Below are 11,633 nucleotides of genomic sequence, written 5' to 3' on the forward strand. Positions count from 1 at the left end.
GAATTGGAGCGGACCGCATGCGGTCCGCTTTTTCGTTTCAGGGGGATTCGTTGCATCTACTATATCTCGACGAGTCTGGTCACTCGCATGATCCAAGCTCCGACTTCTTTGTCCTTGCCGGGTTCAGCATATTCGAGCGCCAAACGCATTGGCTGGAAGCACAGATAGATCCTGTAGCGGCGCGCTTCAGCTCGACCAATCCCCGAGAAATAGAGTTCCATGGAAACCCGATGCGCTCAGGCAACGGCACGTGGAAAGGGGTGTCCCCTAATGACAGAGTTCAAGCCGTCGTCGATATCTTGTCGCTGCTGGCCGACAAGCAGCTGCAGTTGAAAGTCTACGCCTGCGTCATTGAGAAGAAGCTCTTCAGTCCTAACGATATTCTGGCTCGTAGTTTCGAGGAAGTGGCTTCGTGTTTTGATGGCTATCTGAAGACGCTTTATAAGAAAAAGAACCCCCAGCGCGGCTTGGTCATCCTCGACAAAAGCAATTATGAGGAGAAAATCCAAACCCTCTCTCATGTGTTCAAGCACGTCGGGCATGCCAGCGGCCAACTTCGCAACTTTGCCGAAGTTCCGCTTTTTCTCGATTCGAAGGCATCGCGCCTGATTCAGATGGCGGATTTGATCGCCTACTGGATTTTCCGTCACTTTCAGTCAGGCGACCAGCGTGGCTTCGACCTCATAAGGCCGTACTTTGCCCGGTACGGCGTCGGGCCAGTCTCAGGTCTGCGCTGTCATGTCTCGCCGGAGACAGAAGCGCGCCTCGCTTCGCTTCCAGTTCCAGCTCACCCTTTTCCGAAAGCAACGCCGAAAGCTATGGCCGCCGCATCCCAAGTCGCCACGCCTGAGGATTGAAGCGGTTTTGGTGGTGCATGCGCTCCCTCAACACGCTCGGTTTGAGCATTTCTCAGTGAAAATTCCGGTTCTTCACTTTCAGCGTATCGATATGAAGGTCTGGTGTTTATCCCGAGCCGGAGACTATGCCGAGCCCGTTCCCTAAAGCTCGAGATTTCAGGTAAAGTCGCCTGGCAAGCTCGGCATAATTTCAAGCACTGAAAGTGCGGAAATCGGCCCTACGGGCATCTCGCCAGCCAGAGCATTGCCGGACATACTTGTGGAAAGGCAGAAACAGTCCTTGGCGGGAGAATGTTTATGGATCGGATTTTTATCGTAGGCAATGGCGGAAGCGGCAAGTCGTGGCTGGCTAAAGAGTTGGCGGCCAAGCTTAGGTTTCCGGTCACTCATCTGGATGATTTGCACTGGCTACCCGGCTTCTCGGGAGAGCGTCCACGCCATGAGCGTGATCAACTCGTGGCTGAAGCCGCAGGCAACGCCTCGTGGATCATCGAGGGTATATATGGTTCAGTTCTCAAGCAGATTTTTTCCCGCGTAACGACATTGATCTGGCTCGATCTAGCCGACGACGAATGCATTGCAAATTTGGTGCGACGGGGGCAAACCGATGGGGGAACGCCAGAGCAATTCGAAGAGCTGCTGGAGTACACTCGTGGTTACCGCCTCCGAAGGAACCACCTGAATTCCTTTGAGGCGCACCACTGGTTCTACGAGCAACATACCGAGCAAAAATATAGGCTGACGAGCCGATCTGAGGTCGCCGATTTTTTGGCTGGCCTCCGATAGACAGTTCACGTTTTAGTTCACCCTGGCTTCTGGCGCCACACCGCGGGCATCAAGTGTATGAAGGGTGGATGCAATGACGCCGCAGGAGAGCCTGCGGCGTTAAAGTGCTACAGGGCGTCGAGAAACGACAATAGCTTGTCGTTAGCTTTAAACCGGCGGAAGGGCTGCTCATTTAGCGGGCTCACCTTTGCGAGAGCCGCCTCCTTTATCGCAAGGTGCGCGTGAAGGTAGGCTTGGGTGGAACGTGTGGATTCATGGCCCAGCCATAGCGAAATCACCGTGCTGTCGACGCCAGCATCCAGCAGCTCCATCGCCGCACTGTGACGAAGAACGTGCGGCGAAATACGCTTAGCTCGTAATGATGGGCATTGCTGTGCCGCCTGCTTCACATACTTCGCGAGCAAATACTGGACGGCGTCCGGACTCATCCGAGATCCATGCACCGTCGGGAAGAGGATGTCGGATTGGGCCGGCCTTGGCTCATCCAGCCATTTTTTAAGGGCGGAACTCAGAATTTTGGTGAGCGGTGTGACACGCTCCTTCCGCCCCTTTCCGAAACACCGAATATGCGCGCCAGCGTCCAAGGTGACAGCGCCACGATCCAAACCGACCAGTTCAGAGAGCCGCATGCCCGTCTGTATTGCCGTCAGGAGGATGCAGTGGTCGCGGCGACCGATCCATAACCGCCTGTCTGGTGCTGCCAGAAGCGCCTTGATCTCATCCCGAACAAGGAACTGTACCTCGCGCTTCGTGCCGATCTTGCCAGGGATGGCGAGCACGCGTTGAATCTGGTGGCTAAAAGCAGGCTCCTCGAATGCAAGGAACCGAAAGAACGCTCGAATAGCGGTGAGCCTGAGATTGTACGTGGTGGTACCCGCGCGTCTTTCCGCGGTGAGGTCATCCAGGAACGCTATCACGAGCTCTGCGTCGAAATCCTCAAGCATCAGGGATGATGGCGCCTTGCCCGTCTTGCCGTGGGCGAACCTTAGAAAGAGCTTGAAGGTGTCGCGGTAGGAGGCGACGGTATCGAAGATCGCATTCGCGGCATGACGGCCACCGAGCGTCAGGCATTGCGACAAGAGCACGCTGGTCCCATTCTGCGAGACCTGAAGGTCTGGATCGAGGAGACACTTTCGACTTTGCCGCAGAAACAGAAGCTGGCTGAAGCAATGCGATATGCCCTGTCGCGATGGTCGGCATTGAGCGTTTACATCGACGATGGGCGTGTCGAAATCGACAACAACATTGCCGAAAGGGCGATGCGCCCGCTCGGCATTGGCCGAAAGAACTGGCTTTTTGCAGGCTCTGATAAGGGCGGTGAGCGCATCGCCAATATCCTGACCATTATCGAGACAGCCAAACTCCATGGCCTCAATCCGGAGGTCTATCTGACAGACGTCCTGACCCGCATTCAGGATCATCCCGCAGATCGCCTTGAAGAGCTGCTGCCGTGGCACTGGACCCCAGTGAAACCCTGTCCGAGGCTGCGTGATGGCACGATCAAGGTTCATCTATACGCTTAAAGAAGTCGCCGGCATGATCGGCGAGAACCTTGAACTCATCGAGGAAGTGACGGCCAACTCGGACAATATCGCCGAGGGCGAATTGGTCTATGGTAGGGGTCAGAACAAGAGCAGTCCGAAATCGTACGCTAAGGCCGAACGGATCAGGAACGATGTTGTAGTTCGGACCTGCAGCATCCTATCTCTGTGGATTGCCATCGACATGCGCCAGTTTTGATTTCTCTGTCCGGCCCGACTCGACAACGCTTCACGCAGATTAGTCGTTAATGGAGTCGGGCGATGGCAAAGCGCAAGCTTCTCAAAGATCAAGATCGACGGAAGCTTGTCGATATCCCAATCGACGAGGACAGCTTGATCCGACACTATTCGTTGTCATTGGCGGATCGCCTGGAGATCGAACTACGGCGACGTAATCACAATCGGCTCGGCTTTGCCATCCAGCTATGTCTAATGCGATACCCGGGTCGAGTGCTGGGGGCAGAAGAAATTCCGCCTCGCGCTATGCTGGAGTATGTTGCTGATCAGATCGGCGCCGCGCCGGAAGCATTTGCCCTCTATGCGCGCCGTGAAGAAACCCGGCGCGATCATACGGCGCGCTTGATGGTGTATCTGGATACGAGAAGTGCGACGCTGCAAGATCGCCGCGCCGCACTATTGGCTGCAATCCAGGCGGCGACCATGTCCGACGATGGTGCTGCGATAGCCAGTTCCGTTGTCGCCGTGTTTCGTGAACGCGGAGCTCTTCTGCCTGCGATCGACACGATCGAACGGATCGGCCTTGCCGGTCGTGCCATAGCCCGGCGCCAGGCAGAAAGAACTTTGATTGAAGAGATCCCACTCGACAGGCTTCAATCACTGGATAGGCTGTTAGAGGTTGACCCGTCGATCAGCCAGACGCGCTTCCATTGGCTGCGTTCGGCGCCAGAAGCGCCGGCTGCCTCGAACCTCGTCGGGCTGACCGAGCGAATAGCTTTTCTGCGACGGCTGGAGATCGATCCGGAACTGCAGGCGCGCGTATCATCCGGANGCTGCGTTCGGCGCCAGAAGCGCCGGCTGCCTCGAACCTCGTCGGGCTGACCGAGCGAATAGCTTTTCTGCGACGGCTGGAGATCGATCCGGAACTGCAGGCGCGCGTATCATCCGGACGTTGGGACCAGATGATCCGGGAGGGCAACGCAACGCCGGCCTGGCTTGCTAACGACTTCAACGCCAGCCGCCGCCACGCTCTGATCGTGGCTCAGGTCATCAAGCTTTCCCAAAAGCTCACGGACGATGCGGTAACGATGTTCATCAAGCTGATGGGCAAGTTGTTCTCGCAAGCCAACAATCGAAAGAAGCAGCGACAGATGGACTGCCGAGCGAATACCGCCAAAGCGCTGCGCATGTTTCTAGATACGATCACCGCACTGCAGTCCGCCAACGACTATGGCCGGAACGCATTGGATGTTCTCGACCAAAGAGTCGGCTGGGACCGGCTGCTCCGGATGAAGCCTGAGCTCGAGTCGATGGTCGACGACAACGAGGCACCGCCGTTGATCGTGGCAGCCGAACAATACGCGACCGTCCACAAATACATTGGTGCATTCCTTCAGGCCTTCACGTTTCGCTCGGCGCATCGCCACGACCCGCTTCTGGCGGCAATTGCGCTGCTAAAACGGCTTTATGCCGAGAAACGGCGGACACTCCCGGATCGCATCCCGCTCACCCACCTCAGCCAAACCGATCGACGGCTTATCTTTGAACAAGGGAAACCTGATCGTCGTCTCTACGAGATCGCCACGCTCGCGGCTTTGCGAGATCGGCTTAGATCTGCGGACATTTGGGTAGACGGCAGCCGATCTTTCCGGCCGATTGACGAGCATCTGATGCCGCGGTCAACATTCATCACGATGAAGGAAGAAGATCGTCTCGGTTTGGGGGTCGAAGGTGACGGCGCACAGTGGCTTGCCGAAGCCTGTCAGATGCTCGAGTTCAACCTGCAGCGTCTCGCGCACAGAGCACGATCCGGAAAGCTCGAAGGAGTTCGTCTTGAGGCCGGAACGTTGATCGTCACACCGACCGTCGGCGAAGTCCCCGTGGAAGCAGAGGAACTGAATGCCGAGATCAGCGACATGTATCCGTTGGTCGAGGTTCCCGACTTGTTAAGGGAAGTGCATGAATGGACCGGCTTTGCGGATCACTTCACGCATGTTCGCACCGGCGACGTCCCGAAAAATGTCTCTGCCATGCTCGCCGGTGTACTGGCGGATGCGACCAACCTCGGCCCGAAGCGAATGGCGGGCGCATCCAAGGGGATCAGCGCTCACCAGATCGGCTGGATGCGCACCTTCCATGCTCGGTCAGAGACCTATCGCGCGGCACAAGCGTGCATCACCGATGCGCACACCCGGCATCCGCATTCCCGCCTTTGGGGCACCGGCACAACATCTTCGTCAGATGGCCAATTCTTCCGTGCGAGCGACCGAGCCGCAAAGCGCGGCGACGTCAATTTGCATTACGGTAGCGAACCCGGATCGAAATTCTATAGCCATCTGTCAGATCAGTACGGCTACTTCAGCATTCTGCCCATCAGCCCGACCGAAAGCGAGGCGGCCTATGTGCTTGACGGACTATTCGATCAGGACACGGTCCTCGACATCCATGAGCACTTTACCGATACGGGCGGGGCGAGTGATCACATCTTCGGGCTATTCACCTTGATTGGAAAGCGGTTCGCACCGCGACTGCGCAATCTCAAAGACCGGAAGTTCCACACGTTTGAGAAGGGCGATGCATATCCGGTCCTGTCGAACCACATCGGGGCGCCGATCAATACCACCCTGATTCTCGACCATTGGGACGATCTGCTCCATCTCGCGGCGTCGATCACGACGCGGTCCGTGGTGCCGTCTACGATCTTGAAGAAGCTGTCGGCATCTCCAAAGCAAAGCCATCTGGCGAGGGCGCTCCGGGAACTCGGCCGAATCGAAAGGTCGCTCTTCATGATCGAATGGTACTCAAGCCCGGCACTACGGCGAAGATGCCAAGCCGGTCTCAACAAGGGCGAGGCCGCCCATAAACTGAAGCGCGCTGTCTTCTTCCATGAGCGGGGCGAGATCCGTGACCGGTCGTACGAGAGCCAAGCGTTCCGCGCCTCTGGTCTCAACCTTGTCGTCAGTGCGATCGTCCACTGGAATACGGTCTATATCGAACGGGCCATCACCCACTTACGCAAGGCGGGTCGCGAGATTGCGGATCATCTGCTCAAGCACATATCGCCGCTGAGTTGGGAGCATATCAACCTTACCGGCATCTACACCTGGGACGCCGAACATCAGATGCCCGAGGGCTTCCGGTCGCTTAGACTTCCGGCTAGGCTAAGGGACGCCGCGTAAGTTCTCATTCCGTTCGCCCTTAGCGTACGATTTTGGACTGCTCTTGTTCTGACCCCAAGTTGATGCAATGCACTTTTGTACAGAGCGGGTTCATCGATAGCCCCGGTCTCGTCCGACGCCACCCATTCACGATGCTTGCTTAGATACACGCTCCAGGCCGCCTGGATATCGGCGACGTCGCGGCTGCCCGTCGCGCTGTTTAGTTTAACGTAGTCACGCAGGATAGCGCCGATCGCAGCACTTTGGTCACTTGCCAGCTTTTCCGCTGCGGCCCGCGTTTCGGCAGTGTTTGCGAGGGCACGATAGGTCTCGGCAAGCCGAAATTCCGAGATCCGATCGGCAAGCTCGCCAAGCATCCCGGTTGTTGCCAGCCACTTCTGGTCAACGTCCTCAAACTTTTGATTCACCGACATCAGACTTGCGATAGCTGAAACCGCCAGGGCCATCACCACCGCAAACTGAACTAATACGATGTATGAAAAGCGTTCCTGGATCGACGTCTTCACGTTTTTCTCCCGCACCGAAGCGAGGAAGTTTTAGCAAAGAGAGATTAAGCAATTCGTCTGTTATGCAGAGGATCGAACAACCTATTCAAGGAGCTGAAATTTGACTCGGAATACCGACTACTACGCCCATAAGCAGATTTTTGTATTTTCGACGCAATTTCTCCAAAGACTAAATATCTAGCGAATTTTGAAAGCAATATTTTCATACTCTGCCGTAACATGAATCCTTCCTAAGGGAGATTTTCCATGAGTATAGTTGGCGCGCTGAATACTGCATCGATGGGCATGTCCGTCCAAGCAACGAGACTTGCTGCGGCAAGCAACAATATGGCGAACTCCAGTACGCCAGGGTACAAGACCCTCCGCGCAAACCTGTCGACGCTGTCAGGCGCTCCTGGCGTGCAGGCATCTGTATCAACGCAACCTGGCCAGAGCAGTGTGAGTAGCGATCCGAGCACCGATATGCTGACGTTGGTCGAAAGCAAAGATAGTTTTGCAGCCAACGCAGACGTATTCGAGGCAGGTGCGGATATGTGGCAGGTTCTGATGTCCATGAAACGGGACTAGGCTGACGCTATCGTAAGTCAGCACCTCGCCCGACCAGAGCTATTTTGATCTAGCCATAGCATGAGTCCATCGTCGTTCGTGATAGGCTTTGCTAGCACGACCTCAGTCAGATTGCATCTGCCGACATTTTCTCATCCGCGGCGTGGGCGCCGACATGATTAGGTTCTGGTGGTTAGGACAATCCATTCGGAAACATCAAGTCCAATGGAAGTGAAGCACACATAAAATTTGCTTAGGAACTGGTTCGCTTGATGAGCGACACAACCGTTTAGACGGTCGCTAAGACAAAAAACCTCTCCCCCATTCAGTAAGGCGTCAGCAAAGACGGTCATATAACGCACCGATCGAAAGTCTGACAAAGTTGGGTTGAAACAGGCTTTCAGAACGGTATCGAAGCCAAGTTTGACGAACGGTTATCAAATTTCATGCGGGTCCTGCTGGTAGAAGACAATGCTAAGCTCGCAACCGTCATCAAAGATATCTTCTGTTCGCATGGTTTCACGGCCGACTGGATGAGCACTGCGAGCGATGCCGAAGAGGCAGCATCGACCATCCACTATGACGCCATAATTCTCGATCTCGGACTTCCAGATCGAGACGGTCTTGATCTGATAGATCCGATCAGGAAGATTTCTCCCGCTACACCGTTAATGGTTTTAACAGCGCGCGACGCATCCAATGCGATCATTGAGGCACTGGACAAAGGCGCTGACGACTATTTGGCGAAACCGTTCGTGATGGGAGTGTTAATTGCCCGGCTCCGTGCACTATTGCGCCGCGGTGCTATCGTGAAGGACGCCGTGATTAAAATCGGAAACGTGGAACTCGATCCGGCTCGCCATTCGGCGAAGATACAAAATACGGAACTTTCTCTCACGCGGCGGGAGTACGCGGCGCTGGAGCTCTTTCTGAGACGCGCGAACCGTGTCATGTCGAAGGCTGAAGTCGAGGAGTCCCTTTATGGGTTTGGTGACGAGATAGGTTCGAACGCTATTGAAGTCCTAATTCATCGGCTCCGGAAAAAGCTTGATCTGGGAGGCGCAAGCTTGGAGATCCACAACATGCGCGGGATCGGATATATGTTGTCCGATCGACATCAATGATGTGGTCGCGCAGATCGCTGTTCCAGCGGCTTTTAATTGCAATGTCTGCGGTTGCGATTATCGAAATATGCGTCAGCGCCGCATATCTTTATGTGCGCTTCGAAGGCGCGAACAATCAATTCCGCGAGGAGACGCTCACAACCTTCGCCGACGAGTTGATCCGAGACCTACACTCGGATCCGCAAATGAAGGGAGGAGCATCTGCTGCGTTGATTGCTCGTATCAAAAGCCTTCATGGGCAGTATGCACTCCTCAACGATAGAGGCGAGGTGTTAAATGCACTCTCCTCCGAAGATGGGCCTCTATTTCCGCTTTCATTCAAGGTCAGCAGCTTTTTTCTTTTACCCGCAGGTCGCGCAAAAGGTGTTCGCCTTGGCCTGTCAAGGTCGACGGAGATCGACGGGCGAAGTTATGTCGTACAGATTGCCTTCCCTAGACAGGATGTAGTCTTCGATACATTTCTTGAGGAGTTCGTCGACGATATCGCTTGGCTTTGGATACCTTTTGTAGCGCTCCTACTCATTTCCAACGCAATTGTCCTTGCTGTCGCGCTGAAGCCGTTGAGATCAGTATCGGCCGAGGTCGCTAAAATCGATCCATCGAGCATTGCAAGCCGTCTTACGGAACGAGAACTTCCAGGCGAGATTCTTACCCTTGTCAAATCTGTAAACGGAGCCCTTGATCGACTGGAGACAGGTTTTCGCGCGCTCGACGAATTTGCTGGTCATCTCGCACATGAACTACGCACGCCGATGGCGATAGCCAAGGCGCGGGTATCTATTCTCCCTGACGAGACTGCCCGTATCGTGGAAAGCGACTTTGCTGAGATGGAGAGGGTCGTCACCCAGATCATCGACCGCGTCAGGATTGGCTCTATCCATTTCGAGCCGACTGATCTTGTGGATCTAGGGCAGATCGCTGCGAGAAGTGCCCGCTTTCTGGCGCCAGTGATCATTGGATCGGGAAAGAGCGTCGCACTGGAAGCCATCGACAAGACGATACGCGTGAATGGCGCTGAGGATTTTGTGTTCAGAGCATTACGGAATTTGATCGAGAACGCCTTAAGACATAGCCCTCCCGGAGGCTTAATCACGATCTCCGTCTTTGAGTTCGGGATTGCCGTTTCAGACGAGGGGCAAGGCTTTCCTCCTTCCCAATTTGAAACCGGCCTGCACAAGAGCGTTAAGGTAGGAGGTTCTGAGGGCTTGGGCCTTGGGTTGAAAATTGTGAGCGAGACGATGAATGCTCATGGAGGTTCTTTGAGACTCGAGAATCGAAGCGAAGGCGGGGCGCGCGCGACCATGCTGTTCTCACCAGCTGTCTAGGGACCGCGATCGCAGTCGATTGGCAAACCTCGTCCATTTGATGTTTTCAAAAAAGTCTTAGCGGAGCCAAAGCCGGCTTGGAAACACTATCGTCAAACACGCTGACGTCATCTTAATCACTTGAAAATAAATGGGTAAGTCCGCCGTAATTTTCGACCTGCATCTATCAATAGTGCTCAGGCGAAAACACGCGACCCGAGTGACCCAGGGCACAATCACTTATCACTAGGTTGGAGATTACTGAATGACATCAATTTCTTCTCTAAGCGCTGCTTCGTCAACCATGTCGCTTCAAGCGCAACAGAAGACTGCGGCAGCAACAGCACTGCCGCAACAACAAGCAGCAGTGAGAACTATTTCCACCGCCTCTGCAGCGCGCGTTCCGGCATCAATCGCTGCACTGTCGCTGCACGGAGCAACATCTGAAAAGGGTGAGGTAAAAGGTGTAAACGACCACGACGGCGACGACAGATAGTGATGTCGACGCTATGCTTCGCAGGCTCACTATTGATCCTGCGAAGCACAAATTGGTTTTTCGTACGCATTTTCTCACTGAACGTGAGCATCGTGCGGAAGGTCATCTCTCAAAAAAGAGAAATAGACAAAGAACACGCACGACGTCGAGCGTCATTCAACGGCGGTAACGCTTCGGTGACCATCGCCTTGTGGGCTAGCTTTCATTGGACTAAAGTTCATTTACTGGCTTCTGCTTGTATACTTCACCAGATAAATCGACATGAAGCTCTAAAAGTTCCTGACCGCTCCGACGGGCAAGAATTTCAAAATGCTTCGGTTTGCGTCGCACTTCACCGACGATTGACCAGCCTTTGGTTTCCAAGGCATGTTTTAAGATGTCTAAATCTACCGCGTTCGATTGATGCACGCCGCGCGACTTGTGGTGCGGCTTCTTATGCTCGATCATCACCGGTTCCAGCCCCTCGGCCGAAATACGCGTAACCTTAACCTCGGAAGGCCGACGCTCTCCCTCGACTGAGATCGAAAGCCCCTGTTTAAGCGGAAAAACGTCCGCCCCTTTGGGGCCGAGATCCGCTAGAATTAAGCCGCCGTCATTTGTAGAGATCGTGAAACGATGGGCAAAGATGTGCTGTACGACGCCGTGAAAGGCGATGGTTTCGTTGTTCGGCATGATTTTCTCCGTAGAGCGCCCAACCGCAGGCGCAAGCTATACTTAGGCAGTCGTAGCGAAAGATTCAAGACATCATTGATTTGCGACTTCCGGCGTCGAATCTCAGTTCACATGCCTGGAGATCAAGTTGATCTTGTGAGAGGCTTCGCGACCGTCAGCTCCTCAAGCGGCTTGGCGTCACCTCAGGCTCAATCGCTCACGATGTCAGAACCGGAGCGCCATTGATGCCACCACCCAAAGGGCGCGTACCCCTTCTGGAAACAAAACCAAGTAGTTGTTGGACGACGATCAAAGCGGTCACAAATGCCGCAACAAACCCGAGTGGGAGGTGCGGACGAATTCTTGGACGAGCAGGAGATAGTTCATGTATTCGTACGAAGACCGCATGAGGGCCGTGCAGCTTTACATCAAGCTCGGCAAACGCGTGAAGGCGACGATCCGTCAG

At 54.7% G+C, this 11,633-nt stretch carries 11 protein-coding genes and 3 pseudogenes; 10 read left to right on the plus strand and 4 right to left on the minus strand.

Annotated elements, in window-relative coordinates; genetic code table 11:
• The first annotated feature begins 17 nt into the window (after positions 1 to 17).
• Entirely contained in the window at positions 18 to 857 is an 840-nt protein-coding gene (locus tag VQ830_RS28115) for a DUF3800 domain-containing protein (protein ID WP_337271458.1), read from the plus strand.
• 297 nt (positions 858 to 1,154) lie between these two features.
• A complete protein-coding gene (locus VQ830_RS28120) occupies positions 1,155 to 1,643 on the plus strand; it encodes a P-loop NTPase family protein (protein WP_337271449.1) in 489 nt (162 codons plus the stop codon).
• A 107-nt stretch (positions 1,644 to 1,750) separates the two neighbouring features.
• Here the strand turns inward: VQ830_RS28120 and VQ830_RS28125 are convergent, their stop codons facing one another.
• Positions 1,751 to 2,728 (minus strand): tyrosine-type recombinase/integrase, encoded by a 978-nt coding sequence (locus VQ830_RS28125; protein ID WP_337271450.1) that lies wholly within the window; start codon positions 2,726 to 2,728, stop codon positions 1,751 to 1,753.
• Here VQ830_RS28125 and VQ830_RS28130 point away from each other — a divergent pair.
• From VQ830_RS28130 to VQ830_RS28145, 4 genes and pseudogenes are all read left to right on the plus strand, one after another.
• Positions 2,669 to 3,166 (plus strand): annotated as a pseudogene (locus VQ830_RS28130) (IS66 family transposase); the annotation flags it as partial. The gene VQ830_RS28125 and the pseudogene VQ830_RS28130 sit on opposite strands and share 60 nt — an antisense overlap.
• The gene (locus VQ830_RS28135) at positions 3,135 to 3,383 is read left to right on the plus strand and encodes a hypothetical protein (protein WP_337271451.1); all 249 of its coding nucleotides are present in this window, start codon (positions 3,135 to 3,137) and stop codon (positions 3,381 to 3,383) included. The pseudogene VQ830_RS28130 and the gene VQ830_RS28135, both read left to right, overlap by 32 nt.
• Before the next feature lie 62 nt (positions 3,384 to 3,445).
• A pseudogene (locus VQ830_RS28140) lies at positions 3,446 to 4,185 on the plus strand (DUF4158 domain-containing protein); the annotation flags it as partial.
• Between the two features lie 9 nt (positions 4,186 to 4,194).
• The gene (locus VQ830_RS28145) at positions 4,195 to 6,540 is read left to right on the plus strand and encodes a Tn3 family transposase (RefSeq protein WP_438618892.1); all 2,346 of its coding nucleotides are present in this window, start codon (positions 4,195 to 4,197) and stop codon (positions 6,538 to 6,540) included.
• Here the strand turns inward: VQ830_RS28145 and VQ830_RS28150 are convergent.
• Positions 6,480 to 7,046 (minus strand): MCP four helix bundle domain-containing protein, encoded by a 567-nt coding sequence (locus VQ830_RS28150; protein WP_337271452.1) that lies wholly within the window; start codon positions 7,044 to 7,046, stop codon positions 6,480 to 6,482. The two genes, VQ830_RS28145 and VQ830_RS28150, sit on opposite strands and share 61 nt — an antisense overlap.
• A 246-nt stretch (positions 7,047 to 7,292) precedes the next feature.
• On the opposite strand from VQ830_RS28150, the gene VQ830_RS28155 reads away from it, so the two are divergent.
• From VQ830_RS28155 to VQ830_RS28170, 4 genes are all read left to right on the plus strand, one after another.
• Entirely contained in the window at positions 7,293 to 7,613 is a 321-nt protein-coding gene (locus VQ830_RS28155) for a flagellar basal body protein (protein WP_337271453.1), read from the plus strand.
• Between the two features lie 425 nt (positions 7,614 to 8,038).
• Complete coding sequence (locus tag VQ830_RS28160; RefSeq protein WP_337271454.1) at positions 8,039 to 8,716, plus strand: response regulator transcription factor; 678 nt, start codon at positions 8,039 to 8,041, stop codon at positions 8,714 to 8,716.
• A complete protein-coding gene (locus tag VQ830_RS28165; RefSeq protein WP_337271455.1) occupies positions 8,716 to 10,041 on the plus strand; it encodes an ATP-binding protein in 1,326 nt (441 codons plus the stop codon). Before VQ830_RS28160 ends, VQ830_RS28165 begins: the two co-directional genes overlap by 1 nt.
• Positions 10,042 to 10,285: 244 nt before the next feature.
• The gene (locus VQ830_RS28170) at positions 10,286 to 10,516 is read left to right on the plus strand and encodes a hypothetical protein (protein WP_337271456.1); all 231 of its coding nucleotides are present in this window, start codon (positions 10,286 to 10,288) and stop codon (positions 10,514 to 10,516) included.
• Between the two features lie 210 nt (positions 10,517 to 10,726).
• Here the strand turns inward: VQ830_RS28170 and VQ830_RS28175 are convergent, their stop codons facing one another.
• Together VQ830_RS28175 and VQ830_RS28925 are read right to left on the minus strand one after the other, a co-directional pair.
• The gene (locus VQ830_RS28175) at positions 10,727 to 11,188 is read right to left on the minus strand and encodes a hypothetical protein (RefSeq protein WP_337271457.1); all 462 of its coding nucleotides are present in this window, start codon (positions 11,186 to 11,188) and stop codon (positions 10,727 to 10,729) included.
• Between the two features lie 196 nt (positions 11,189 to 11,384).
• Positions 11,385 to 11,633: pseudogene (locus VQ830_RS28925) on the minus strand (hypothetical protein); the annotation flags it as partial.

The organism is Oryzifoliimicrobium ureilyticum, from assembly GCF_037199735.1.
GTDB lineage: Bacteria > Pseudomonadota > Alphaproteobacteria > Rhizobiales > Rhizobiaceae > Rhizobium > Rhizobium ureilyticus.

What these genes read in the sequence shown, in the direction of transcription:
- VQ830_RS28160 (WP_337271454.1), top strand. Translation starts at nt 8,039, where the DNA reads ATGCGGGTCCTGCTGGTAGAAGACAATGCTAAGCTCGCAACCGTCATC.
- VQ830_RS28115 (WP_337271458.1), top strand. Translation starts at nt 18, where the DNA reads ATGCGGTCCGCTTTTTCGTTTCAGGGGGATTCGTTGCATCTACTATAT.
- VQ830_RS28170 (WP_337271456.1), top strand. Translation starts at nt 10,286, where the DNA reads ATGACATCAATTTCTTCTCTAAGCGCTGCTTCGTCAACCATGTCGCTT.
- VQ830_RS28135 (WP_337271451.1), top strand. Translation starts at nt 3,135, where the DNA reads ATGGCACGATCAAGGTTCATCTATACGCTTAAAGAAGTCGCCGGCATG.
- VQ830_RS28175 (WP_337271457.1), bottom strand. Translation starts at nt 11,188, where the DNA reads ATGCCGAACAACGAAACCATCGCCTTTCACGGCGTCGTACAGCACATC.
- VQ830_RS28120 (WP_337271449.1), top strand. Translation starts at nt 1,155, where the DNA reads ATGGATCGGATTTTTATCGTAGGCAATGGCGGAAGCGGCAAGTCGTGG.
- VQ830_RS28155 (WP_337271453.1), top strand. Translation starts at nt 7,293, where the DNA reads ATGAGTATAGTTGGCGCGCTGAATACTGCATCGATGGGCATGTCCGTC.
- VQ830_RS28165 (WP_337271455.1), top strand. Translation starts at nt 8,716, where the DNA reads ATGTGGTCGCGCAGATCGCTGTTCCAGCGGCTTTTAATTGCAATGTCT.